16 protein-coding genes and 2 pseudogenes are annotated in these 25,203 nt (G+C 71.2%); 11 read left to right on the forward strand and 7 right to left on the reverse strand.

All coding sequences use genetic code 11. The features are described 5' to 3' along the window. Positions 1 to 34: 34 nt before the first annotated feature. Positions 35 to 988 (reverse strand): family 43 glycosylhydrolase, encoded by a 954-nt coding sequence (locus JD77_RS26925; protein ID WP_246140979.1) that lies wholly within the window; start codon positions 986 to 988, stop codon positions 35 to 37. 162 nt (positions 989 to 1,150) lie between these two features. On the opposite strand from JD77_RS26925, the gene JD77_RS26930 reads away from it, so the two are divergent. The 6 genes from JD77_RS26930 to JD77_RS26955 all read left to right on the forward strand — a co-directional run bounded on the left by JD77_RS26930 (position 1,151) and on the right by JD77_RS26955 (position 5,505). After that, complete coding sequence (locus JD77_RS26930) at positions 1,151 to 1,921, forward strand: FkbM family methyltransferase (protein WP_246140980.1); 771 nt, start codon at positions 1,151 to 1,153, stop codon at positions 1,919 to 1,921. A 19-nt stretch (positions 1,922 to 1,940) separates the two neighbouring features. Next, a complete protein-coding gene (locus JD77_RS26935) occupies positions 1,941 to 3,047 on the forward strand; it encodes a hypothetical protein (protein WP_211372688.1) in 1,107 nt (368 codons plus the stop codon). 121 nt (positions 3,048 to 3,168) lie between these two features. Continuing rightward, complete coding sequence (locus tag JD77_RS26940) at positions 3,169 to 3,600, forward strand: hypothetical protein (protein WP_145776704.1); 432 nt, start codon at positions 3,169 to 3,171, stop codon at positions 3,598 to 3,600. A 22-nt stretch (positions 3,601 to 3,622) separates the two neighbouring features. Beyond that, positions 3,623 to 4,855, forward strand: a complete 1,233-nt coding sequence (locus tag JD77_RS26945; RefSeq protein ID WP_145776705.1) for an NRAMP family divalent metal transporter — start codon at positions 3,623 to 3,625, stop codon at positions 4,853 to 4,855. A gap of 1 nt (position 4,856) precedes the next feature. Beyond that, positions 4,857 to 5,228 carry a hypothetical protein gene (locus JD77_RS26950; protein WP_145777804.1) on the forward strand — a complete coding sequence of 124 codons (372 nt, stop codon included), beginning with the start codon at positions 4,857 to 4,859 and terminating at the stop codon, positions 5,226 to 5,228. Then, complete coding sequence (locus JD77_RS26955) at positions 5,218 to 5,505, forward strand: PRC-barrel domain-containing protein (protein WP_145776706.1); 288 nt, start codon at positions 5,218 to 5,220, stop codon at positions 5,503 to 5,505. Before JD77_RS26950 ends, JD77_RS26955 begins: the two co-directional genes overlap by 11 nt. Positions 5,506 to 5,508: 3 nt before the next feature. On the opposite strand, the pseudogene JD77_RS26960 reads toward JD77_RS26955, so the two are convergent. The 3 genes and pseudogenes from JD77_RS26960 to JD77_RS26970 form a co-directional block, all read right to left on the reverse strand. Further along, positions 5,509 to 6,080 (reverse strand): annotated as a pseudogene (locus JD77_RS26960) (NUDIX hydrolase). A gap of 71 nt (positions 6,081 to 6,151) precedes the next feature. Next, positions 6,152 to 6,931: an SAM-dependent methyltransferase gene (locus JD77_RS26965; protein ID WP_246141354.1), complete on the reverse strand. Its 780-nt coding sequence runs from the start codon at positions 6,929 to 6,931 to the stop codon at positions 6,152 to 6,154. Between the two features lie 136 nt (positions 6,932 to 7,067). After that, entirely contained in the window at positions 7,068 to 7,379 is a 312-nt protein-coding gene (locus tag JD77_RS26970; RefSeq protein WP_145776708.1) for a hypothetical protein, read from the reverse strand. Between the two features lie 51 nt (positions 7,380 to 7,430). Between JD77_RS26970 and JD77_RS26975 the strand changes: the two genes are divergently transcribed. Continuing rightward, a complete protein-coding gene (locus JD77_RS26975) occupies positions 7,431 to 8,387 on the forward strand; it encodes an NADP-dependent oxidoreductase (protein ID WP_145776709.1) in 957 nt (318 codons plus the stop codon). Positions 8,388 to 8,559: 172 nt separating this feature from the next. On the opposite strand, the gene JD77_RS26980 is transcribed toward JD77_RS26975, so the two are convergent. From JD77_RS26980 to JD77_RS35690, 3 genes and pseudogenes are all read right to left on the reverse strand, one after another. After that, positions 8,560 to 9,057: a hypothetical protein gene (locus JD77_RS26980; protein WP_145776710.1), complete on the reverse strand. Its 498-nt coding sequence runs from the start codon at positions 9,055 to 9,057 to the stop codon at positions 8,560 to 8,562. A 2-nt stretch (positions 9,058 to 9,059) separates the two neighbouring features. Further along, the gene (locus JD77_RS34230; RefSeq protein ID WP_246140983.1) at positions 9,060 to 9,512 is read right to left on the reverse strand and encodes an MBL fold metallo-hydrolase; all 453 of its coding nucleotides are present in this window, start codon (positions 9,510 to 9,512) and stop codon (positions 9,060 to 9,062) included. Between the two features lie 100 nt (positions 9,513 to 9,612). Further along, positions 9,613 to 9,744: pseudogene (locus JD77_RS35690) on the reverse strand (FHA domain-containing protein); the annotation flags it as partial. A gap of 244 nt (positions 9,745 to 9,988) precedes the next feature. Here JD77_RS35690 and JD77_RS26990 point away from each other — a divergent pair. From JD77_RS26990 to JD77_RS27005, 4 genes are all read left to right on the forward strand, one after another. Then, positions 9,989 to 11,341, forward strand: a complete 1,353-nt coding sequence (locus JD77_RS26990) for an IS110 family RNA-guided transposase (RefSeq protein ID WP_145777805.1) — start codon at positions 9,989 to 9,991, stop codon at positions 11,339 to 11,341. A gap of 240 nt (positions 11,342 to 11,581) precedes the next feature. Continuing rightward, positions 11,582 to 12,811: an IS110 family RNA-guided transposase gene (locus tag JD77_RS26995; RefSeq protein ID WP_145776712.1), complete on the forward strand. Its 1,230-nt coding sequence runs from the start codon at positions 11,582 to 11,584 to the stop codon at positions 12,809 to 12,811. 563 nt (positions 12,812 to 13,374) lie between these two features. After that, the gene (locus tag JD77_RS27000) at positions 13,375 to 22,899 is read left to right on the forward strand and encodes a hypothetical protein (RefSeq protein ID WP_145776713.1); all 9,525 of its coding nucleotides are present in this window, start codon (positions 13,375 to 13,377) and stop codon (positions 22,897 to 22,899) included. Continuing rightward, complete coding sequence (locus JD77_RS27005) at positions 22,896 to 24,284, forward strand: MarR family transcriptional regulator (protein ID WP_145776714.1); 1,389 nt, start codon at positions 22,896 to 22,898, stop codon at positions 24,282 to 24,284. The genes JD77_RS27000 and JD77_RS27005 overlap by 4 nt, the downstream gene beginning before the upstream one ends. Positions 24,285 to 25,203: the final 919 nt, after the last annotated feature.

Genomic DNA, 25,203 nt, shown 5'->3' on the forward strand with positions numbered 1-25,203 from the left:
TCGCCGCCGTCCCGGCGGCGGCCCCGCGCCGTCCCTAGGCGATCTCGACGAAGTCGAGCTCGGCCCAGCGGTCCCGGTGGGTGAGCCGCAGGGTGTTCCACCCGGCGTTCAGGGTGATGTCGGCGCGGACCTGCCGCCAGGTCTCCCACCCGGTGTTCGGGTAGCTGACGACCTGGGCGGCGCCGCCGTTGACGGTCAGTGTGTGCGTGGCGTCGCCGGACCCGGCGGCGTAGGCGATGTGGGCGGTGTAGCCGCCGGCGCGGGGGGCGAAGACGGTGGCGTCGACGTCCGCACCGCCCGGGCCCCGCACGGCGCCGTCCACGCTGGCCGTGGTCAGCAGCGACCGGTACGCCTTCGCGTACGGCCCGGTGAGCGAGGTCGAGGTGGCGTAGCTGGTCTGGTAGCCGTCGCCGCCGTACCCGCCGAGGGAGTAGAACAGCACGTAGCGGGCCCCGACCCTGGTCAGTACCGGGGCCTCGATGACGCCGGCCTCCTCCGGGCGGTCGTTGCGCAGCAGCTCGACGCGGGCGCCCTGGCGCGTCACGCCGTCGGCGGCGACCTGCTGGAGCCAGAGGCTCGTCGGCTGGCCGATGGCGTTGCCGTCGTCCTTGTAGAGCAGGTATCGCAGTCCGGTGCCGTCGACGAAGCTGGACGCGTCGATGTCGCCGCCCTCGCCGCCGTTGCACACCAGCGGCCCGGTGCCGACGGGGGCGAACGGGCCGAGGGTCGGCAGGGCATCCGGCCGCCGGGTCCACGGGCCGGTCAGCGAGGTGACCGTGGCGACGGGCACGTTACCGTTGCCGTTGTTGGTCGAGTAGGCGTAGTACGTGCCCCCGACCTTGATCACGTCCGGGTCGGGGAAGTCGCTGCCGATGACGAGCGCCGCGGGGGTGGTCGCGGCGGAGGCCGCCTGGGCGACCATGACGACGGGGCTGGCCACGAGCGCGGCGGCCAGGCAGGCGAGGACTCGACGCACAACCACGGCCATCGATACGCAGACCGTGCTGACCAGCGCAGTACCAGTAGGTCCAGCGCATCGATCACGGGCCCGGTGTCGACCCGCGCGGCCTCGTACACTCTCGTGCTCTCGGCGGGGGCCGGTTTCGACGAACCGGGCATAATCCGGCACGGGCGGGGCTACGGTCTTCGCGTGGACGCCCGCACGAGAGCGATCCAGACGCTCAGGAACGATCCGGAGCTGTCCCCGCTGCGCCGTTCACTCGACTCCTACTACGGGCATCCCGAGCGCGACACCGCGATGGACGAGTTGTACGCACAGTTCGTCCGCGCCGGTGACCTCGTCTTCGACGTCGGGGCCCACGTGGGCGACCGGGTCGGCAGCTTCCGTCGCCTCGGCGCCCGGGTCGTGGCCGTGGAGCCCCAGCCGCTGTGCGTCCGCGCCCTGCGCGCCCTGTACGTCGACGACGACCGGGTCACGGCGGTCGAGGCGGCGTGCGGCGCGCGGTCCGGGGTCGTCGAGCTGCACGTCAACTCCGCCAACCCCACCGTGTCCACGGCGTCGTCGCACTTTCTGCGGGCGGCCGACGGCGCGGGCGGGTGGGAGGGCGAGGTGTGGGACTCGACGATCGAGGTACGGTGCGTCAGCCTCGACGGCCTCATCGCCGAACACGGCGAGCCGGCCTTCGTCAAGATCGACGTCGAGGGTTTCGAGGACGCGGTGCTGACCGGGCTGAGCCGCGCCCTGCCCGCGCTCTCCTTCGAGTTCACCACGATCGAGCGTCCGTTGGCGCGGCGCTGCCTCGACCGGCTCGTGGCGCTCGGTTTCACCGGGTTCAACGTGGCGCTGGGCGACGACATGGCCCTGACCTTCCCCGGGTGGCTGTCGGCGGAGGCGGTCGCGGCGCACCTGGACGCGCTGCCGCACGCCGCCAACTCCGGCGACGTGTACTGCGTGTCCTGACCCGGCGAGGAGTCGCTGCATGCGGTGGGTCTCCGGGGTGCTCGGCCTGGCCGTCCTGGTGGTCACGGTGGGCAGCGTCCTGCGCAACCTGGTGGTTCCGCGCGGCCTGGGGTCGTTGCTGGTACGGGTGCTGTGGCGGTCGGCGCGCCGGCTGCTGCGCGGGGCGGCGGCGCCCTTCCGCGGCTACGACGCACGCGACCGGCTCCTCGTCTGGCTGCCGCCGATCGTGCTGCTCGCGATGCTGTGGTCCTGGCTGGCCGGGCTGCTGGTCGCGTACGGGCTGCTCATTCACTCCGTCTCGGGGCTGTCGTTGCCGGACTCGTTCCGGGAGGCCGGGTCCAGCCTGTTCACCCTCGGTTTCGCCTCCGGCGCCCGCAGTCGGCTCACCCCGCTGGACTTCGTGGCCGCAGCGAGCGGGCCGCTGGTCATCGCGCTGCAGATCGCCTACCTGCCGACGCTGTACGGCGCGTACAACCGGCGGGAGCTGGAGGTCACCCTGCTGCAGTCCCGCGTCTCCCAGCCCGCGTGGGGACCGGAGCTGCTGGCCAGACAGGCCCTCGTCGGCACGGTGGACGAGCTGCGCGGGCTGTACGAGGACTGGGAGCGGCTGGCCGCCGACATCGGCGAGACCCACACCAACTATCCCGTGCTGCTGTCGTTCCGCTCGCCGCGCCCGTACCGCAGCTGGGTGATCGCCCTGGTCGCGGTGATGGACGCCGCCGCCATGCACATCTCCCTGGCCCCGTCGTCGGCGCCGGTCCCCGCCGCGCGGCTGATGCTGCGCTCGGGCTTCACCGCGCTGCGCGACGTCGCCCGGCTCGTCCGCATCCCGTTCGATTCGGACCCCCGGCCGGACGGGCCGCTCCAGCTCACGTTCGAGGAGTACGCCGAGGCGGTGGCGCACGTGCAGCGGGCGGGCTTCGTGCTGGAACGCTCGGCCGAGGAGTCCTGGCCGCACTTCCGCGGCTGGCGGGTCAACTACGAGGGCATCGCGTACGAGTTGGCCCGCAGCCTGGACGCGGTGCCAGCGCTGTGGAGCGGCGGCCGCGACTTCCCCGGCGGGCCGGTCGCGCCCCGCCGGCCGACGGACCGCCGGCCGGGGCACCCGCGCGGCGACCGGCCCTGACCCGACGCGGCCGGTCACGCCGCCGGCCGGACGGGGTCGCGTGACACGGAAACACCTCGCGTACGGGGTTGGCGGGCCGCAGCGGGTGGGTAGGTACGACCGGGTGAGAAGGACGCACCGCTTGACGGTCACGGCCCTGGCCGTGCTGGGGCTCTGGGCGGGGCTGGCATACCAGGCGACGCGCCCGCAGGACGCGTCCGGCTACCTGCGCACCGCGTTGCAGGTGGCGACCTCGGCGCACGACGCCGCGGCCACCGGTGCGCTGGTCGGCCGCCAGCAGCTGCGTGGCCACCTCTTCGGCCCCGCCGCCGCCACCGCCTACGACGACGCCGTACGGGCCGTGGCCGGCGCGCAGAAGAAATTCGGGAGCGCGCTCGCTCCCGACGGCGCCCCGGCCGCGCTGCGCGACCGGCTCGCCCCGCTGGTGCAGGCCACCGCCCGCGAGTTGTCCCGGGCCGCGACCGCCGCCGACGACCGGACGCTCCGCGACGCCGTCGCCGCCCTCGATGACACCGCCCGGCGGCTGGACGACCTCATCGAGGCCAACCGGTGAGCCGGGTGCGCGGGGCGTCGTCGTGAAACGGGTCGTCGCCGTCGCCCTGGGCATCCTGACCGCCATCGGCGGATTCGTCGACATCGGCGACATCGTCGCCAACGCCGAGGCCGGTGCCCGGTTCGGTCTCGCCCACGCCTGGGTTCTGCTGGTCGGCGTGGTCGGCATCTGCGCGTACGCCGAAATGAGCGGCCGGGTCACCGCGGTCAGCGGCCGGCCGGTCTTCGACCTCGTCCGCGAGCGCCTCGGGCCACGGGTGGCGCTGGCCAACCTCGCCGGTTCCCTGTTCGTCACGGTGCTGACCCTCGGCGCGGAGATCGGCGGCGTCGGGCTGGCGCTGCAACTGGCCACCAGCGTCGACTACCTGCTGTGGGTGCCCGTCGTCGCGGTCGTGCTCTGGGTCGCGCTGTGGCGGGCGAAGTTCTCGCTGTTGGAGAACGTCTTCGGGCTCACCGGCCTGGCCCTGGTCGTGTTCATCATCGCGCTGTTCCGCCTGCACCCGGACGCCGGGCAGCTGTGGCAGCAGGCCAGTCACCCCGGGCCGCCCGCCGGCGAAGACTGGGGCACCTACTGGTTCTTCGCCGTCGCGCTGTTCGCCTCGGCGATGACCCCGTACGAGGTGTTCTTCTTCTCCTCCGGCGGGGTGGAGGAACGCTGGCGCACGAAGGACCTGCTCACCTCGCGGGTCAACGTGTTCGTCGGGTTCCCGCTCGGTGGCCTGCTCGCGTTCGCGCTGATGGTCGCCTCCGCCACCGTGTTCCAGCCCCTGGGGATGTCCGTCGACGCGCTGTCCCAGGTCGCCCTGCCGGCCGCGATCGCGCTCGGGAAGCTGGGCCTGGCCGCGGCGATCCTCGGCTTCTTCGCCGCCACCTTCGGCGCCGCCATGGAGACGGGGTTGTCCAGCGCGTACACCGTCGCCCAGTACTTCGGCTGGGCCTGGGGGAAGCTGCGCCGCCCCCGGGAGGCGGCCCGCTTCCACACCGTACTCATGATCGCGATCCTCGTCGGCGTGGCGGTGCTCATGACCACCATCGACCCGATCCAGCTGACCGAGTACACCCTGGTGTTCAGTGCGGTGGCGCTGCCGCTGACGTACCTGCCGATCCTCGTCGTCGCCAACGACCGCGGCTACCTCGGCGGGCGCGTCAACGGCCGACTCGCCAACGCCGTCGGCCTGTTCTACCTGGTCGTGGTCCTCGCCGCCGCGACCGCCGCGATCCCCCTGATGATCATCACCCGGATGGGAGGTGGCTGACATGCTCATCGGCTTCGACCTGCTCGACCGGCAGATCCTCGACTCCGACGGCGAACCGGTCGGGAAGGTCGACGACGTGGAGCTGGCGCTGGCCGAGGACGGCACGCCGTACGGGGCCGCGCTGCTCGTCGGCCAGCAGGCGCTCGGCGAACGCGTCCGCGGCATCCTCGGCCGCTGGCTGGCCGGTACGGCCCGACAGTTGGCGCCCGAGCGCGACCGTGGCCCCATCCGCATCCCGTACGACCTGGTGGCCGAGGTCACCAGCGCGGTCACCCTCTCCGTGCGTCGGGAGATCCTGCCCGACCCGCCCCTGGAGACCTGGCTGCGCGACACCCTGGTCGCCCGCATCCCCGGAGCCACCGATGCGGGCTGACCGGTCCGGGGACACGCTGCGGGCCGGCGCCCTGCTGCGGCGCCCCGTCCGGGACGCGGACGGCCGCGTCCTCGGCCGGGTCGCCGACATCGAGACCGCCCGCGACGGCGACGGCCGTGAGCGGGTCACCGCCCTGATCGTCACCGCCGGGCGATGGGGACGGCTCCTCGGCTACGAGCGCCACGAGACGGCGGGGCCGTGGCTGCTCGAACGTCTCGCCCACCTCGTGCTGCGCCGCCACCTCACCCGCGTGCCGTGGCGGGACGTTCGGTTCTGAGCCCTACCCGGCGGGGCGGGCGCCGTCGAGCAGGCGCCGCACCCGGGACAGGCTCTCCCGCAGGTTGTCCTCGCTGGTCGCCGCGCGGGCCCCGCCGGGGTGAACCAGCGCAGCGGCGCGTCGGGCGTCTCGGGGCGGGCCGCCCCGGGCTCGGCCGTGGCCAGGACGAACCGCAGGTCGGCGTGCTCGTGGGCCGGTTCGTCGCCCCTGGCGTTCACCGGCACGATCACCAGGTGCAGCAGCGCCGCGTCCGGCCACGGGGCCAGGTCGGTCAGGCCGGTCTCCTCGCGGCCCTCGCGCAGCGCGACGTCGACCGGGTCGGTCTCCCCCGGGTCACCGTGCCCGCCGACCTGCAGCCACGCCCGCTGCCGCTGGTGCCAGCGCAGCAGGACCCTCCCGCTGTCGGGATGCACGACGAGCGCGGACGCGGTGAGGTGCAGGGGCGTCGACCGCAGCCACGGATCCTCGGCGGTCGCCAGCAGTTCGCGTACGCGGGCCACGTCGGCGGCCTCGGTCGGGCCCTGCGGGCGGTAGCCGGACAGAAGGTCGACGATCGGTCGGGCGACGGCGGGCATGCCGGCGAGCATAGCCGCCACGCGTGGGGTCCCCGCCGCGTGACGCACCCTGCCGGCCGCCGCCGCCCCGGTCAGGGCTTGCGGGCGAGGCCGGCCCAGTAGTAGGCGGACTTCGGGTCGGCCGGGTCCCCGTCGTCCGGCCGCCACGCCCTGACGGGTACGACGCCCGGCTCGACCAGTTTCCATCCGTCGAAGAACCGCTCCACCTCGGCGCGGGTGCGCGGCACCAGCGTCATGCCGCCCCGGGTCGCGGCGGCGACCGCGGCGTTCATCTCCGCCGGGTTGAACTCCTGGGTCGGGTGGGTGATCGCCAGGTAGCTGCCGGAGGGCAGGGCGCGCATCAGGGTGGCGAGCCTGCCCATGGGGTCGTCCTCGTCGCTCAGCAGCATGAGCACCGCGATGAGCGTGAGCGCCACGGGCCGGCCCAGGTCGAGGGTGTCGGTGAGGCGGGCGTCGGCGAGGATCTGCTCGGGCCGGCGCAGGTCGGCGTGGATGTACTCGCTGCGCCCCTGCTCGCTGCTGATCATCAGCGCCCGGGCGTGCGCCAGGACGATGGGGTCGTTGTCGACGTAGACCACGCGCGTCTCGGGGGCGATCGCCTGGGCCACCTCGTGCAGGTTGGGCCTGGTGGGGATCCCGGTGCCGATGTCGATGAACTGGCGGATTCCGGCCTCGGTGACGAGGTAGCGGGCGACCCGGTGGACGAAGCGCCGGTTCTCCTTCGCCATGGACGGGAGCGTGGGGATCGCCTCGATCATGGCGGCGCCCATCGCCCGGTCGGCCGCGAAGTTGTCCTTCCCGCCGAGCCACCAGTCGTAGACCCTGGCCGAGTGCGGGACGAAGACGTCCACGCCAGACGGTGGGGCATCCTCGGTACGGGCTTCGGCCCCATTGCGCGACACGGTCGTCTCCCTCCACACAGGCCGTCCTCGACGCGCAGCCTAAACGATGGCCCGCCCGCAGCACAGGCGCAGACTTCCGCTCGTCCTATGTGGGCAGCCACAACTCGTACCGGATCTGCGCCACGGGAGCGGGCAGCGGGGCGCCCGCCGGGCTGGTGGTGTGGGAAATGTGGACGAGCATTCCGCCTGCGTACCTGTGGCCGTACGTGAATTCCCAGCTACAGACGTTTCCGGCGAAGCACTGGCGGCCAAGTTCGTCGGAGTCGGTCGGCAGCCCGCCCCGGGGCTGCGGTCTGCCGAGCCAGTCCCAGGGGGAGTCGACCGGGGCGTCCTCCCAGTCCACCGGCGCGGCACCGACCGGCCCGAAGAAGCTCATCCGCCTTTGCCGGTGTTTCAACGGAGATATCCTGATCAGGCCGAATACTGAGTCCGGATGAGGTGATCTCGGGTGCGAGCCGTGGCGGTCGCGAACTACAGTGCGCAGCCGACGATCATGGAACTTCCCGACCCCCGGGCGGGGCACGGGGAGGTGCTGGTCGGGATCCGGGCGGCCGGCGTCAACCCGATCGACCTGTCCATCGCCAACGGAGAATGGGCGGCCCGCGGCGCGGACGCGAGGTTTCCCCTGATCATGGGCATCGACATGGCCGGGGTCGTCGAGGCCGCCGGCGAGCACGTGACCCGGTTCGCGCCCGGCGACGCGGTGTTCGGCCAACTGTTCCTCCCGCCCCTCGGATCGACCGGAACGTACGCCGAGCAGGTGGCGGTGCCCGAGGAGGCGAACCTTGCGCGGGTGCCGCCCGGCATGGACCTGGAGACCGCCGCGGCGCTGCCCACCGCCGGCGGCACGGCCCTGAACATCGCCGACGGTCTCGGGCCGCTGCCCGGCGAGACCGTGCTGGTCGTCGGCGCGGCCGGCGGGGTCGGCTCCTTCCTGACGCAACTCCTCGCCGCCTCCGGCGCCCGGGTCCTCACGGTCGCCCGGGCCGACGCCGCCGACCGGTTGCGCGCGTACGGCGCCGCGGAGAACTTCGACCGCGCCGCGGTGTCGGTCCCGGACGCGGTGGGCGCGGCATGCCCCGACGGGATCGGCGTCCTCGTCGACCTGGCCAGCGAGGCCCCGGCGTTCGCCGAGCTGGCGACGCTCGTGCGCGTCGGCGGTACGGCCCTGTCGACCCGCTACGCCGCCGACGTCGACGACCTGGCCGAGTACGGGATCAGCGGGATCAACTTCCGGGTCAACATGACGCCGGATCTGCTTGCGCGCCTGGCGGACGCCGTCGTGACGGGCCAGGTCGCGGGCCCGCCGATCCGGACGGTGCGGCTGGACGACGTACCGAGCCTGCTGGGCCGGCCCTCCGTCGGCGCGGCTGGGGACAAGATCGTCGTCCTCCCGGGTGGGTGACCGCCGGCGCAGCGCGCCACACCTCGCCAGACCCGCTGAAGCGCCCTCTTCTACCCGCCCCGTAGCTGGGACGTCCGACCGGGCGAGGCCCCCTTGATGAAGGGCGGTCCTGTCGCCCGGTCGGGCGTTCTTCTACGCAGCGCCCGGCCTCTCTGTCGAGGCGTCTTCTTGGTTAGTCGTCCGGGCCTTCCATGTCCCCGGCCCTTGGGTTGGGTCCCTGGGGATTCGGGCCGGGCCCTTCCGGGGGCAGCCCGAGCGACACCTTCACCTCGGAATTGTCGACCGAGCGCAATCCGTCCCGGTCGTACACCCACGCATCGAAGTAGTTTACGGGGGGCACGAGGGGAATGTTGAAGTCGTCGAGGACAGCCATCAACTTGGGCACCTCCTCCGCCTTGAAGGCGTAGGGCAGGCCGCCGAACAGGTCGAACCCGCCACGTGCTCCCAGGTGATGCGGCATGAGGTACTTGGGACGGAACGTCGGCACGATGACGCGGGCCTGGGTGACGAAGCGCGACTCGGGCCCCGGCTGCCATATCTCGAAGGTGTTCAGGTCGGCCGCCTGCATGGCCTTGCCCAGGTCACTCAGGGGTGCGCCGCGATTCTCGCCACTTACAATGTGCTCCTTGACCAGTTCAGGGCCACCGGCGCCACTGTCGGAGAGGTACATTGTCAAGACCTTGCCAGGGGCCTGAATCTTGAGCAGAAAGCCGAACGTTTCAGTGCCACCGTCGGCGGGAATCGACTCACCGACCCCACGCTGTGCACCCACTTCACTACGTGCATCTCCACATGGGGGGGGCTCAGCCGGAACGTTTCGCCACCCTCGACCGGGCGCAGCCTGTACGCGGGCACCCCGTAGGCCTCCGCTTCGGCACATGCGTTCGCCGAGGCAATCAGCGTTGCCCCCGCCTGCTTGACCCACTCGGGAGTGTCCACCGAGTGGTCTCCATGGAGGTGACCGAGCAGCACGTAGTCAATCGTGCCCTTCTTGAGCAGGGCCTCGCGGACCTTCTGCACGACTTCCGGATTCGGCTCCCTGGCGGGGAAACCCACGGCGCCATCGAGCAGGATGCCGAGTTCCCCGATCTGATAGTGCCAGTTGCTGATGCCGAACCACGTCATCCGCACCCCACGTGGCATTCCAGGACGGACCCCGGCCGGTGTCGACGTAGTCGTGCGGGGCGATGTCGTCGAACACCATCTGGTGGTGCCCGAACGAGAGGAGGTCGCCGTCGGAGAGCGCCGCCTGCTCGACCTGCCGCCCGTTGACGTACGTGCCGTTCGAGGAGGCCGCCAGGGCCGACGAGACTCTGTCGGGGTTGGCCCGCTCGACCAGCTGCTGCGGGAACTTCATCTCAGTCACCCTGACCCCCTGGGGACGCCACGATGGCGTGAAAAATGGGGCCGGGTTGCCCGTCGACGCCGACGCATCCTTGGTCGTTGAGGCCGTGTCTCAGTCTGGCGCCGGGGCTTTGACCAGAAGGGTCACACACTGTTGCTTCGAGCACGCCGAACAGAATTTCGGCTTCCCTACCGAGGCCCCCGGGCAGCCCACCCACCCTATCGGCAAGTTCAGTGAAGGAGCGCGTGTGCCGGTGATGGGAGTCCCCGAGCAGATCGAGGACGAGGAGCATGAGCAGCGACTGGAACGGGTCGCCGCGATCGATGTGGCCAAGGCATCCGGGAAGGTGTGCACCCGCGTGCCGCATGAGTCGAAGGCCGGCAGCCGGGTCACCCTGGTGTGGGATGTGGCGGCCACTACCAACGCGATCTGCGAGTTGGCCGCGCACCTGGTCGAGCAGCGCATCGAGCGGGTCGTCCTGGAGTCGACGTCGGATTATTGGCGGCCGTTCTTCTACCTGTTGGAGGCCGCCGGGCTGTGCGTGTGGCTGGTCAACGCCAGCGACGTCAAGCAGGTCTCCGGCCGGCCGAAAACGGACAAGCTGGACGCGGTGTGGCTGGCGAAGCTCAACGAGCGGGGCATGCTGCGCCCCTCGTTCGTGCCCCCGGCGGACATCCGTCGGCTGCGGGACTACACCCGGCTGCGGCTGGACCTGACCCGCGACCGGACCCGCAACAAGCAGCGCATGGAAAAACTCCTGGAGGACGCGCTGATCAAACTGTCGACGGTGGCCACCGACATCTTCGGCAAGTCGGGCCGGGACATGATCGAGGCGTTGATCGCCGGGAACAACGACCCGAAGCAGTTGGCCGCGCTGGCCCGGGGCCGGATGCGGGTCAAACACGCAGCTCTGCTCCAGGCCTTGGACGGCCGCTTCGACGCCCACCACGCCGACCTGGCCCGGATCCTGCTCGACCAGGTCGACAGGCTCGACACCCAGATCCAGCGGCTGACCACCACCATCGATGAACTGATCGCGGCGATGCCCACCGCCGCAGCAAGCGACCAGGCACCCACCGACACCGGCGGTGGCGGATCCGAGCAGCAGCCCACCACCACCCTGCCGGTGATCGCGCGGCTGGACGAGGTACCCGGCATCGCCAAGCACACCGCCCAGGTCATCATCGCCGAACTCGGCCTGGACATGGCCCAGTTCCCCACCGCGGGGCACCTGGTGTCCTGGGCAAAACTGTCCCCGCGCACGATCCAGTCCGGGGCCAGACAGCGCGGCGGGAAGACCGGCAAGGGCAACCCGTATCTCAAAGGAATCCTCGGGGAGGCCGCCGCCGCGGCCGCGAAAACCGACACATTCCTCGGTGAGCGGTACCGGCGCCTGGTCAAACGCCGAGGAAAACTCAAAGCCCTGGTCGCCGTCGCCAGATCCATCCTGGTCATCGTCTGGCACCTGCTGGCCGACCCCACCATCCGGTTCCGTGACCTGGGCCCGGACTTCCACACCCGTCGCGTCAACACCGACCGCAAAATCCGAAGCCTGGTCCACCAACTCGAAATCCTCGGCCACACCGTCAGCCTGCAACCCGCCGCCTAATGGGAGCTGTCGGGTGAGCCGTTGGCAGACTCGACATCCGGTAGCCGCGGGCGGGTGAGCACTCCCGCCGCCTGGACATGTTCAGTCCTGAGGTCAGAACGTGCCCCCGCTCGTGGTCGGAAGAGGAACGGCTGATGGGGTGTCGTGCCCGCCGATGCGCGTGAGCACTGGTCCATTAGGCCGCCGGGCTCTTCCGCAGGCTGCCGACAGTGGGGCCCCTTGGGTGGAGCGGAGGCAAGTGTGCTGTTTGTCGGCGATGACTGGGCGGAAGATCATCACGATGTGGAGGTACAGGACGAGCACGGCCGGGCATTGCGTACCGCCCGGCTGCCGGAGGGCGTGGAGGGTATGGCCCGCTTCCATGAACTGGTCGCCGGGTTCCTGCCCGACGACGCCACGCCGTCGCAGGTGCTGGTGTGTATCGAGACCGACCGCGGGCCGTGGGTACGGGCGTTGATCGCGGCCGGCTACCAGGTTTACGGGGTCAACCCGAAGCAAGCCGCCCGGCATCGGGAGCTGATGTCGGTCTCGGGTGCCAAGAGCGACAAGGCCGACGCGCACGCCCTGGCCGACATGGTCCGCACCCGCCGCCACCAGTTGCGGCAGGTCGCTGCGGACTCCGACATCGCTGAGGCGGTCAAGGTCGTCGCCAGGGCGCACCAGACGCTGATCTGGGAACGCACTCGGCACACCCTGCGGCTACGGGCCGCGCTACGCGAGTACTTCCCCGCCGCGCTGCACGCCTACCAGCCGCTGACGCTCACCGGCGCAGACACCCTGGAGCTGCTGGCCAAGGCCCCGACACCGGCGGCTGCCGCGAAGCTGAGCGTGGCGCAGATCAGCGCCGCGCTCAAGCGAGCCCGCCGGCGTGACATCGCGGCCAAAGCGACCGCGATCCAGCAGGCCCTGCGCACCGCGCACCTGGGCCAGCCCGAGATCGTCACCGGCGCGTACGCGGCGACCGTGCGCGCCACGGTGGCGGTCCTGACCACCCTCAACGCCGAGATCCGCACCATGGAAGGCCAGGTCGAGGCGCATTTTGGCCAGCACCCGGACGCTGAGGTGTACCTCAGCCAGCCCGGCATCGGCACAGTCCTCGGCGCCCGGGTGCTCGCAGAATTCGGTGACGCTGCTGGCCGCTACACCGACGCCAAATCGCGCAAGAACTACGCCGGCACCGCCCCCATCACCCGCCAATCCGGCAAGACCAAAACCGTGCACGCCCGATTCGTCCACAACGACCGGCTCGTCGACGCCCTGCACGTCCAAGCCGGCGCCGCGATCCTGCACGACACCGCCGTGCGCGCCTACTACGACGAACTCCGCGCCCGCGACGTCAGCCACAACGCCGCCCTACGCCAGATCGGCAACCGCCTCGTCGGCATCCTGCACGGCTGCCTCAAAACCAAAACCCGCTACAACCAGGCCACCGCGTGGTCACACCGAGCCACCACACCCATCGCCGCTTGACATCTCAGCTCCTGGGGTGTCTGACCTCAAGGACCAACGCCCACAGCCCGGACCGATGACAGGGTCCCGGGTCGATGCCGCGCGGCCCTCACCCGACGTGGTCACCGTTTGTTTTCCGAACAGCCGCTGTCGGTTCAGGAAGCTGGACCGTCTTCTTCTTGGCTGCCCTGACGTGGTCCTTTCCGGGCAGGAGCACCGTCCTGTCCAACGAGCCACACCCAGGTCAGACAGGGAAATCTAGGCAGTCCCCCGGTGAACCCACTGCCGGGATTCAGTCGTGGGGTAACAGGGGGGGGTGATGGAGTGGTCGCGTTGGGTGATGGTGGGGGTTGTTGGTCGAGGTGTGTGTGGTCGTGGATGTCGGGGCGAGGTGGTGGGCGTTTGTGGCGGTGGCCGGGGTGGGCATGGTCGCCGCTGGTACTGCGGGTTGGTTGCGGGCATGAGCGGTGGTGTGTGGGGCTGGTCCGGGTGGGTGGGGTGGTCGGGGGTGGGGTGGTGGTCTGAGGTTGTGGGGTGGTTCGTGGTGAGTGCCCCTGGTGGGGGTGGGGAGGGGGCGTTGCGCGATGGGTGAGGCTCCCGTTCCTTCCGTTGGTCTCAGTGAGTCGTCGAAGCGGGCCCTGGAGGCGTTCACCGGGATGCGGTTGCACCGGGCGGATCTGCCGGTGTTGGCGTATGACCTGAACGCGTTGGAGGTGTTGGCGGATCGGGTGCGGACCTTGTTGGTTCCGGAGCTGGTCCAGGCGATCAGGGCGGTTCGGGCGGCGGGGGAGGGTGAGGTCTATGACCGGTTCGTGGCGCAGACGGCTCCGTTCGTGGAAATGCTGGACCGGGTTGCCGATCTGAAGGTGAACCTGGCGCAGGCGATGCGGGGCTTCCTGAACCAGATGGAGCTGACGGATCGTCAGGCGCTGGTCATGTTCGTGTTCATGATGACGGAGTTGGCGGTCGCGTTCGCGATGGCGTTCTTCCTGCCGGTGGAGGCGGCGGCGCACATCGTGAAGGTGCGGACGATCATTCAGACGATCCTGCGGTCGTCGATGGTGCGGGCGGCGGCGAGTAGCACGGCGATTCAGATGTTGTTCGTGCCGGGGTCGTCGTTGTTGGCGCAGATCAGCATGTTGGCTGATGGTCTGATGTCGGGGGTCGACTGGGGGCAGGTTGGTAAGCAGGCGTTGTACGGGTTGGCGGTGGCGGGTGTCAGCACGGCGGCCGGGCCGGCGTTGGCGCGGTTCGCCGGTGCGGTGGGTGGTGGTTTGTCGCATCTCGGGGTGTCGGGTTCCACGCGTGATCTGTTGACCAGCCTGTCGATGGTGCCGGTGTCGGAGGTCGGCGTGGAGGTGGTCGGCGGTATCGCCGCCAGCTACCTCGTTGACGGGCATTACGACACGGGCAGTCTCGGGCCGGATGCGCTTTCTGGGGCGTTGTCGGGGTCGGGTGAGTTGGCCGCGACCGGGGCCGGGATGGGTGCGCGTCGTGGCGCGGTGGGTCTGGGGTTCAACCCGACCCGGCCCCGGTGGCGGATGCCGGATGGTGTCGGTTTCACCGCCGACGGTAGGCCGGTCGCGCCGCTGCCGCCGCCCCCGCCGGTCACTGCGGACCCGTCGGCGTATCTGCCGGAGGTCGGCGATCCGGCGGGCTCCGGCGGGCAGGCCCTGGCGCCGGCAGCGCCGGTGCCGGCACCGGCGCTGCCGGCGCCGGCGCCGGCGTCGGGGGTGTCTGAACCGGTGCCGCCGGTACCGGTGTGGTCGGCGCCGGCCCTGTCCGTGCCGTCGTGGTCGATGCCGGAGCTGCCGGTGCCGTCGTGGTCCGTGCCGAACTTCTCGGTGCCGGCGGTGCCGGTGGTGCCGGTGGTGCCGGTGGTGCCGGTGCCGGAGTGGGTGGCGGTCGCTGGTGCGCTGGTGGTGGAGCAGTGGCAGCGGTTCCAGCGGGAACTGGTGGACCACTATGGTGGGTTGCTTGCCGGGACGGGGCAGGCGCGGCGGTTCCTTGCCGCGCTTGCCGTGCCGGTGGAGCAGGTCTTCACCGAGTGGGTCGACGCCCGGCAGAACGACCCGACCGTCCCGGTTTTCCTGTCCCGGATCGGCCTGCCGGCCGCCGCGCTCACCGAGCGGTACCTGTTCGGTGTCCGGGACCAGGCCGTGGCCCGGATCACCGAGACTCTCGCGCGGTCGGTCACCACCGGCGGGCAGATCCCGGCGGCGGTACGGCCGGAGCAGGTGATCGCCGCGCTGCCGGCGGAGTTCGACCGGCAGGCGTTGCGTTCGGCCGCGCACCTGGCCGCCCAACACCACATCGACCAGTACCTCACCACCGGCCTACCCACAGACACAGGCATCCCGACGGACACACACACCCGGGCAGATACACACCCGCCGGCAGGCGCGGGCACGCCGGCGGGTGTGGGTGTGTCGGGGGTGTGGTCGGCTGGCGTGTTCGGGGCGGTCGAGGGCGGTGTGTGGAGTCAGGTGGAGCGGGGGGTCGATGCGGTCCTTGGTGTCTCTGCCGTGCTGCCGGCTGTGGTGGCTGGTCCGGACGCTGGGCAGGTCAGTGCGGTGGCGAGGGTGGTCCGGCAGGTGGTTGCCGATCTGCCCGCTCGTTTCTCGGCGGCGGCTGTTCCTGGTGTCACCGCAGTGGCTGCTGGTGTGGTTACCGTCGATGGTGGAGAAGGCGGGGGTGTCGGCGGGTCGATGGTGCCGGTGATGTCCGAGCGGCACACCGCGGTGGCGGCCGGTCTGGCGCAGGCTCAGTTCACCGTGTTGGCCCGCCGTTACGGTGTCGACCCGGCCGGTCATGCGGCGCTGGTCGCCTCGTTTCAGCGGGAGTGGCTGCACGGGTATCACCAGGTGCTCGCGTCGGCCGGTGGCAGCGCGATGTCCGGGACGGTGGATGTGGTCGGGGCCCGCGGTCCGCTGCCGGGCGGCGCCGGTTCCCGTGTCGGTGGCATGTCGATCGTCGGCGTCGTCAGCGCCGGTGACCCGACGCCGGTCAGTGACGTGTCTGCCGCGATCGGTGCGGTGTTCAGCCCCGATCCCGGCTCCAGGAACACGGATTCCAGCGGTTTCAGGGACACGGGTTCGATCAGTGGGGTGTCGGTGCTGGACGAACCGGTCGGTGCCGGCTCTGGGGGTCTCGGTGAGCCGGCCGTCGCGGCTACCGGGTCGGCCGCGCAACGAATTCATGATCTCGCCAGCGGTGGCCACGGCCGTGCCAGCGAGGTTCAGCTGCACCGGCTCGCCGCGGACATCGGTATCCAGGCGGCGTCGCCGGACGGGGTCCTGCCCCGACTGTTCGAGGTGTCCAGGGACATCGTCATGGCGGACACGTTCAGCGGGGTGTACTTCGCAGACCCGGCGGCGGCGGATCCGGACGCGGCGGCGGCGGATCGCACGGCGGCGCGGGCGCTGCCGCGGGTGCGGGGATGGTTCACCATCGCCGGGCACCGGAACCTGGCCGAGCGGCTGGCCGACGATCCCGTGCGTCAGGCCTTGTTCCTCCGGATGCTCACCGCCTCGCCCGCCTGGCGACACGCCGTCGCGCAGGCGCGGCAGCGCGGCGGCGACACACCCGACATCTTGCTGGTCTGGTGCGACGCGGCATGGCAGGCACCGGGACAGGCCACCTCCTTCGGTGAATGGCTGCGCACCCGGCTACGCGCCCGACGCCTGATGTCCTCCACACACCAGGTGGACCAGATACCCGGCGAGCTGCGGCCACACGTCAACGAGCCGGTACGGTCGGTGTTGTTCTCGGACGCCTCGGTGGAGTTGTTCGGGCCGGACCTGGTGGAGGCGGTACGAACCGCGGACATCGTGCAGAACGGTCAGGAACCCGGCGTCCGCTGGCCGGACCAGGAGGACTTCGCCGCCGCTGGCGGCCGGCACCGGTGGGCCGGCAACACCTCACACGGGCAGTCCCCGGACCCAGCGGAAGGCCCCGACCCGTCCAGCCCCGCCCCGGTGTCCGCTACCCAGTGGATGTGGGACGCGACACGGAACCCAGCAGCCCAGTCGCCGCTGCCACACCCTGCCCTGGAAGCGGACCACCCACCCGGTGAGGACCTGTCCTGGCTGAACGACGGGAACACGTTACCGATACCCGGGCCGGCACCCGCCTCGCCGACGGGCACGAGCCTGCCACAACTGCCCGGGCCGTGGGACGACCCGGACGCCCCCACCACGCCGGCCTGGCCGACAGGGCGGGCAGAGTGGGCGGAACCAGCAGGGTGGGCGGAACCGGGATGGCCGGTTCCCGGCACGGCTGCGACCGACGAGTACGGTGCGGCGATCTCCACCGACTTCGGCCAGCCCAGCATCGACGATCAGGCCGACGACGGCAGCAGGAACCTCGACGACTGGGCCGACGACGGCGGAATCCTCGGCGACTGGGCCATCGGGCAGGGGCCGGACATGGACTGGCAACCATCCCTCACGCCACCCCCAGCGGTGACCCACACCGACGCCGGCACCATCCACACCGGCGACACCCCCCACCACCCCACCGCCGAGCCACCCACCACACCCGCCCCACTGCACCCCGACCAACCCCAACCCACCGCCGGCAGCCGACAGGTACGCCACCCGGACGAGGCCCGGGCCCTGTTCGACCAACACGCCAACCACATCGCCACCACAGCGCAGCGGGAACCGCTGCGGCAGTTGTGGCACGCCCTGATCGACCGGATGGACGACAACGGAACCATCACCGCCAGCGTGTCAGACCTCGCCGCGGCGACCTCCACACCGCGGCGGACGGTGCATGACCGGATCGGGGTATTGCGCGACCGTGGTCTGCTGCAGCGGGTCCAAGAAGCACACCGTGGCGGGGCGGCGCGGTACGGGGTGAGCGACCCGGGCCGGCCCCGGCAAGCACCGCTGCCCGCCCCTCCCGAGGGCAGCCAGTGGCTGCGCGACCCGGACGAGGCCCGGGCCCTGTTCGACCAACACGCCGACCACATCGCCACCACCACAGCGCAGCGAGACCAACTGCGGCAGTTGTGGCACGCCCTGATCGACCGGATGGACGACAACGGAACCATCACCGCCACCGAGTCAGACCTCGCCGAGGCGACAGCCACACCGCAGCCGACGGTGCATCGCCGGATAGGGGTATTGCGCGACCGTGGTCTGCTGCAGCGGGTCCAGGAAGGCCATGGTCGTGTGGGGGCGCGGTACGGGGTGACCGATCCGGGCCGGCCCCGGCAAGCACCGGTGCCCGGCCCTGCCCTCGGACCGCACCGCCCACAAGGTGAAAATCTGTCCTGGCTGGACCACGGAGCTACGGCGCCGATACCCGGGCCGGCACCCGCCTCGCCGACGGACACGGACCTGCCACAGCTGCCCGGGCCGTGGGACGACCCGGACGCCCCCACCACGCCGGCCTGGCCGACAGGGTGGGCAGAACCGGCGGAGCCGATGGAGTGGACGGAACCGGGATGGCTGGTTCCCGGCACGGCTGCGACCGACGAGCACGGTGCGGCGATGTCCACCGACTTCGGCCAGCCCAGCATCGACGATCAGGCCGACTACGGCAGCAGGAACTTCGACGACTGGGCCGACGACGGCGGGAACCCCGGCGACTGGGCCATCGGGCAGGGGCCGGACATGGACTGGCAACCACCCCTCACGGTGGCCCGCACCGACGCCGGCACCATCCACACCGGCGACACCCCCCACCACCCCACCGACGAGCCACCCACCACACCCGCCCCACTGCACCCCGACCAACCCCAACCCACCGCCAGCAGCCGACAGGTACGCCACCCGGACGAGGCCCGGGCCCTGTTCGACCAACACGCCGACCACATCGCCACCACCACAGCGCAGCGAGACCAACTGCGGCAGTTGTGGCACGCCCTGATCGACCGGATGGACGACAACGGAACCATCACCGCCACCGAGTCAGACCTCGCCAAGGCGACATCCACACTGCAGTCGACGGTGCATCGCCGGATCGGGGTATTGCGCGGCCGTGGTCTGCTGCAGCGGGTCCAGGAAGCACACCGTGGCGGGGCGGCGCGGTACGGGGTGAATGATCCCGGTCAGCTCCGGCAAGCACCGCTGCCGGCCCCTCCCGAGGGCAGCCGGTGGGTGTGCGACCCGGACGAGGCCCGAGTCCTGTTCGACCTGCACGCCGGCCACATCGCCGCCACCACAGCGCAGCGGGACGGGCTGCGGCAGTTGTGGCACGCCCTGATCGACCGGATGGACGACAACGGAACCATCACCGCCAGCCTGTCAGACCTCGCCGAGGCGACATCCACACCGCGGCCGACGGTGCAGGCCCGGATCAGGGTATTGCGCGACCGTGGTCTGCTGCAGCTGGTCCAGGAAGCACACGGTCACGGGGCGGCGCGGTACGGGGTGAGCGACCCGGGCCGGCCCCGGCAAGCACCGCTGCCCGCCCCTCCCGAGGGCAGCCGGTGGGTGCACAACCCGGACGAGGCCCGAGCCCTGATCGACCAACACGCCGACCACATCGCCACCACCACAGCGCAGCGAGACCAACTGCGGCAGTTGTGGCACGCCCTGATCGACCGGATGGACGACAACGGAACCATCACCGCCAGCGAGCCAGACCTCGCCGAGGCGACATCCACACCGCGACCGACGGTGCGTGACCGGATCGGGGTATTGCGCGACCGTGGTCTGCTGCAGCGGGTCCAAGAAGCACACGGTCGTGTGGCGGCGCGGTACGGGGTGAGCGACCCGGGCCGGCCCCGGCAAGCACCGGTGCCCGGCCCTGCCCTCGGACCGCACCGCCCACAGGGTGGTGAAGACCTGTCCTGGCTGGACCACGGAGCTACGGCGCCGATACCCGGCCCGGCACCCGCCTCGCCGACGGGCACGGACCTGCCACAGCTGCCCGGGCCGTGGGACGACCCGGACGCCCCCACCACGCCGGCCCGGCCGACGGAGTGGGCAGAACAGGCGGAGCCGATGGAGTGGACGGAACCGGGATGGCCGGTTCCCGGCACGGGTGTGACCCACGAGATGGACCCAGCCGTTTTACTCGATGTGGACCCGGCCGATCTGCTCTACCTGCTTGAGGCCGTGGGCACGGAACCCGACCCCGAACCGCAACCGATGCATCCGCCCCGGCCGCAGACCCCGCCCCGCCCGACATCGTGGCCGCAACCCAACGGCGACCAGCCCAGCCAGTCCCCCGGGACTCAGTCGATCCCGCCCGGACCAGGCACGCAGAATCCGGCACCTCAATCGCCGACGCCCGAGCCGGTTCCCGGCATGGATGTGACCCACGAGCACGATGCGGCGATCTCCACCGACTTCGGCCAGCCCAGCATCGACGATCAGGCCGACTACGGCAGCAGGAACCTCGACGACTGGGCCGACGACGGCGGGAACCTCGACGACTGGGCCGGCGACGGCGGAAACCTCGGCGACTGGGCCATCGGGCAGGGGCCGGACATGGACTGGCAACCATCCCTCACGCCACCCCCAGCGGTGACCCACACCGACGCCGGCACCATCCACACCGGCGATACCCCCCACCACCCCATCGACGAGCCACCCACCACACCCGCCCCACTGCACCCCGACGAACACCAACCCACCGCCGGCAGCCGACAGGTACGCCACCCGGACGAGGCCCGGGCCCTGTTCGACCTGCACGCCGACCACATCGCCGCCACCACAGCGCAGCGGGAACCGCTGCGGCAGTTGTGGCACGCCCTGATCAACCACATGGACGACAACGGAACCATCACCGCCAGCGAGTCAGACCTCGCCAAGGCGACATCCACACCGCCGAGGACGGTGCATCACCGGATCGGGGTATTGCGCGACCGTGGTCTGCTGCAGCGGGTCCAGGAAGCACACGGTCGCGGGGCGGCGCGGTACGGGGTGAGCGACCCGGGCCGGCCCCGGCAAGCACCGCTGCCCGCCCCTCCCGAGGGCAGCCGGTGGGTGCACAACCCGGACGAGGCCCGAGCCCTGATCGACCAACACGCCGACCACATCGCCACCACCACAGCGCAGCGAGACCAGCTGCGGCAGTTGTGGCACGCCCTGATCGACCGGATGGACGACAACGGAACCATCACCGCCAGCGTGTCAGACCTCGCCAAGGCGACATCCACACCGCGACCGACGGTGCGTGACCGGATGGGGGTATTGCGCGGCCGTGGTCTGCTGCAGCGGGTCCAAGAAGCACACGGTCGCGGGGCGGCGCGGTACGGGGTGAATGATCCCGGTCAGCCCCGGCAAGCACCGCTGCCCGCCCCTCCCGAGGGCAGCCGGTGGGTGCGCGACCCGGACGAGGCCCGGGCCCTGTTCGGCCAGCACGCCGACCACATCGCCACCACAGCGCAGCGGGAACCGCTGCGGCAGTTGTGGCACGCCCTGATCGACCGGATGGACGACAACGGAACCATCACCGCCAGCGAGCCAGACCTCGCCAAGGCGACAGCCACACTGCAGCCGACGGTGCATCGCTGGATGGGGGTATTGCGCGACCGTGGTCTGCTGCAGCGGGTCCAGGAAGCACACGGTCGCGTGGCGGCGCGGTACGGGGTGAGCGACCCGGGCCGGCCCCGGCAAGCACCGGTGCCCGGCCCTGCCCTCGGACCGCACCGCCCACAAGGTGAAAATCTGTCCTGGCTGGACCACGGAGCTACGGCGCCGATACCCGGGCCGGCACCCGCCTCGCCGACGGGCACGGACCTGCCACAACTGCCCGGGCCGTGGGACGACCCGGACGCCCCCACCACACCGGCCTGGCCGACAGGGCGGGCAGAACCGGCGGAGCCGATGGGGTGGACGGAACCGGGATGGCCGGTTCCCGGCACGGCTGCGACCCACGAGCACGGTGCGGCGATCTCCACCGACCCCGGCCAGCCCAGCAATCAGGCCGGCCAGGGCAGCGACAACCTCGACGACTGGGCCACCCACGAGATGGACCCAGCCGATTTACTCGATGTGGACCCGGCCGACCTGCTCTACCTGCTTGAGGCCGTGGGCACGGAACCCGACCCCGAACCGCAACCGATGCATCCGCCCCGGCCGCAGACCCCGCCCCGCCCGACATCGTGGCCGCAACCCAACGGCGACCAGCCCAGCCAGTCCCCCGGGACTCAGTCGATCCCGCCCGGACCAGGCACGCAGAATCCGGCACCTCAATCGCCGACGCCCGAGCCGGTTCCCGGCATGGATGTGACCCACGAGCACGATGCGGCGATCTCCACCGACTTCGGCCAGCCCAGCATCGACGATCAGGCCGACTACGGCAGCAGGAACCTCGACGACTGGGCCGACGACGGCGGGAACCTCGACGACTGGGCCATCGGGCAGGGGCCGGACATGGACTGGCAACCATCCCTCACGCCACCCCCAGCGGTGACCCACACCGACGCCGGCACCATCCACACCGGCGACACCCCCCACCACCCCACCGACGAGCCACCCACCACACCCGCCCCACTGCACCCCCACCAACCCCAACCCACCGCCAGCAGCCGACAGGTACGCCACCCGGACGAGGCCCGGGCCCTGTTCGACCAACACGCCGACTACATCGCCACCACCACAGCGCAGCGGGAACCGCTGCGGCAGTTGTGGCACGCCCTGATCAACCACATGGACGACAACGGAACCATCACCGCCAGCGGGTCAGACCTCGCCAAGGCGACATCCACACCGCGACCGACGGTGCGTGACCGGATCGGGGTATTGCGCGACCGTGGTCTGCTGCAGCGGGTCCAAGAAGCACACCGTGGCGGGGCGGCGCGGTACGGGGTAAGCGACCCGGGCCGGCCCCGGCAAGCACCGCTGCCCGCCCCTCCCGAGGGCAGCCGGTGGGTGCACAACCCGGACGAGGCCCGAGCCCTGATCGACCAACACGCCGACCACATCGCCACCACCACAGCGCAGCGAGACCAACTGCGGCAGTTGTGGCACGCCCTGATCGACCGGATGGACGACAACGGAACCATCACCGCCAGCGAGCCAGACCTCGCCAAGGCGACAGCCACACCGCGACCGACGGTGCGTCACCGGATCGGGGTATTGCGCGACCGTAATCTGCTGCAGCGGGTCCAAGAAGCACACCGTGGCGGGCGGCACGGTACGGGGTGAGCGACCCGGGCCGGCCCCGGCAAGCACCGCTGCCCGCCCCTCCCGAGGGCAGCCGGTGGGTGCGCGACCCGGACGAGGCCCAGGCCCTGTTCGACCAACACGCCGACCACATCGCCACCACCACAGCGCAGCGAGACCAGCTGCGGCAGTTGTGGCACGCCCTGATCGACCGGATGGACGACAACGGAACCATCACCGCCAGCGAGCCAGACCTCGCCACGGCGACATCCACACCGCAGCCGACGGTGCATTACCGGATCGGGGTATTGCGCGACCGTGGTCTGCTGCAGCGGGTCCAGGAAGCACACGGTCGCGGGGCGGCGCGGTACGGGGTGAGCGACCCGGGCCGGCCCCGGCAAGCACCGGTGCCCGGCCCTGCCCTCGGACCGCACCGCCCACAAGGTGAAAATCTGTCCTGGCTGGACCACGGAGCTACGGCGCCGATACCCGGGCCGGCACCCGCCTCGCCGACGGGCACGGACCTGCCACAACTGCCCGGGCCGTGGGACGACCCGGACGCCCCCACCACACCGGCCTGGCCGACAGGGCGGGCAGAACCGGCGGAGCCGATGGGGTGGACGGAACCGGGATGGCCGGTTCCCGGCACGGCTGCGACCCACGAGCACGGTGCGGCGATCTCCACCGACCCCGGCCAGCCCAGCAATCAGGCCGGCCAGGGCAGCGACAACCTCGACGACTGGGCCACCCACGAGATGGACCCAGCCGATTTACTCGATGTGGACCCGGCCGACCTGCTCTACCTGCTTGAGGCCGTGGGCACGGAACCCGACCCCGAACCGCAACCGATGCATCCGCCCCGGCCGCAGACCCCGCCCCGCCCGACATCGTGGCCGCAACCCAACGGCGACCAGCCCAGCCAGTCCCCCGGGACTCAGTCGATCCCGCCCGGACCAGGCACGCAGAATCCGGCACCTCAATCGCCGACGCCCGAGCCGGTTCCCGGCATGGATGTGACCCACGAGCACGATGCGGCGATCTCCACCGACTTCGGCCAGCCCAGCATCGACGATCAGGCCGACTACGGCAGCAGGAACCTCGACGACTGGGCCGACGACGGCGGGAACCTCGGCGACTGGGCCATCGGGCAGGGGCCGGACATGGACTGGCAACCATCCCTCACGCCACCCCCAGCGGTGACCCACACCGACGCCGGCACCATCCACACCGGCGACACCCCCACCACCCCACCGACGAGCCACCCACCACACCCGCCCCACTGCACCCCCACCAACCCCAACCCACCGCCAGCAGCCGACAGGTACGCCACCCGGACGAGGCCCGGGCCCTGTTCGACCAACACGCCGACCACATCGCCACCACCACAGCGCAGCGAGACCAGCTGCGGCAGTTGTGGCACGCCCTGATCAACCACATGGACGACAACGGAACCATCACCGCCAGCGTGTCAGACCTCGCCAAGGCGACATCCACACCGCGACCGACGGTGCGTGACCGGATCGGGGTATTGCGCGGCCGTGGTCTGCTGCAGCGGGTCCAAGAAGCACACGGTCGCGGGGCGGCGCGGTACGGGGTGAATGATCCCGGTCAGCCCCGGCAAGCACCGCTGCCCGCCCCTCCCGAGGGCAGCCGGTGGGTGCGCGACCCGGACGAGGCTCGGGCCCTGTTCGACCAGCACGCCGACCACATCGCCACCACAGCGCAGCGGGAACCGCTGCGGCAGTTGTGGCACGCCCTGATCGACCGGATGGACGACAACGGAACCATCACCGCCAGCGCGTCAGACCTCGCCAAGGCGACAGCCACACTGCCGCAGACGGTGCATCACCGGATCGGGGTATTGCGCGACCGTGGTCTGCTGCAGCGGGTCCAAGAAGCACACCGTGGCGGGGCGGCGCGGTACGGGGTAAGCGACCCGGGCCGGCCCCGGCAAGCACCGCTGCCCGCCCCTCCCGAGGGCAGCCGGTGGGTGCACAACCCGGACGAGGCCCGAGCCCTGATCGACCTGCACGCCAACCACATCGCCACCACCACAGCGCAGCGAGACCAACTGCGGCAGTTGTGGCACGCCCTGATCGACCGGATGGACGACAACGGAACCATCACCGCCAGCGAGCCAGACCTCGCCACGGCGACATCCACACTGCAGCCGACGGTGCATGACCGGATGGGGGTATTGCGCGACCGTGGTCTGCTGCAGCGGGTCCAGGAAGCACACGGTCGCGTGGCGGCGCGGTACGGGGTGAGCGACCCGGGCCGGCCCGGCAAGCACCGCTGCCCGGCCCTGCCCTCGGACCAAACCGCCCACAAGGTGAAAATCTGTCC

Source organism: Micromonospora olivasterospora (genome assembly GCF_007830265.1).
In the GTDB taxonomy this organism is placed as follows: Bacteria; Actinomycetota; Actinomycetes; order Mycobacteriales; family Micromonosporaceae; genus Micromonospora; species Micromonospora olivasterospora.

What these genes read in the sequence shown, in the direction of transcription:
- JD77_RS27000 (WP_145776713.1), top strand. Translation starts at nt 13,375, where the DNA reads ATGGGTGAGGCTCCCGTTCCTTCCGTTGGTCTCAGTGAGTCGTCGAAG.
- JD77_RS26935 (WP_211372688.1), top strand. Translation starts at nt 1,941, where the DNA reads ATGCGGTGGGTCTCCGGGGTGCTCGGCCTGGCCGTCCTGGTGGTCACG.
- JD77_RS26980 (WP_145776710.1), bottom strand. Translation starts at nt 9,057, where the DNA reads ATGTACCTCTCCGACAGTGGCGCCGGTGGCCCTGAACTGGTCAAGGAG.
- JD77_RS34230 (WP_246140983.1), bottom strand. Translation starts at nt 9,512, where the DNA reads ATGACGTGGTTCGGCATCAGCAACTGGCACTATCAGATCGGGGAACTC.
- JD77_RS26990 (WP_145777805.1), top strand. Translation starts at nt 9,989, where the DNA reads ATGGGAGTCCCCGAGCAGATCGAGGACGAGGAGCATGAGCAGCGACTG.
- JD77_RS26925 (WP_246140979.1), bottom strand. Translation starts at nt 988, where the DNA reads ATGGCCGTGGTTGTGCGTCGAGTCCTCGCCTGCCTGGCCGCCGCGCTC.
- JD77_RS26950 (WP_145777804.1), top strand. Translation starts at nt 4,857, where the DNA reads ATGCTCATCGGCTTCGACCTGCTCGACCGGCAGATCCTCGACTCCGAC.
- JD77_RS26955 (WP_145776706.1), top strand. Translation starts at nt 5,218, where the DNA reads ATGCGGGCTGACCGGTCCGGGGACACGCTGCGGGCCGGCGCCCTGCTG.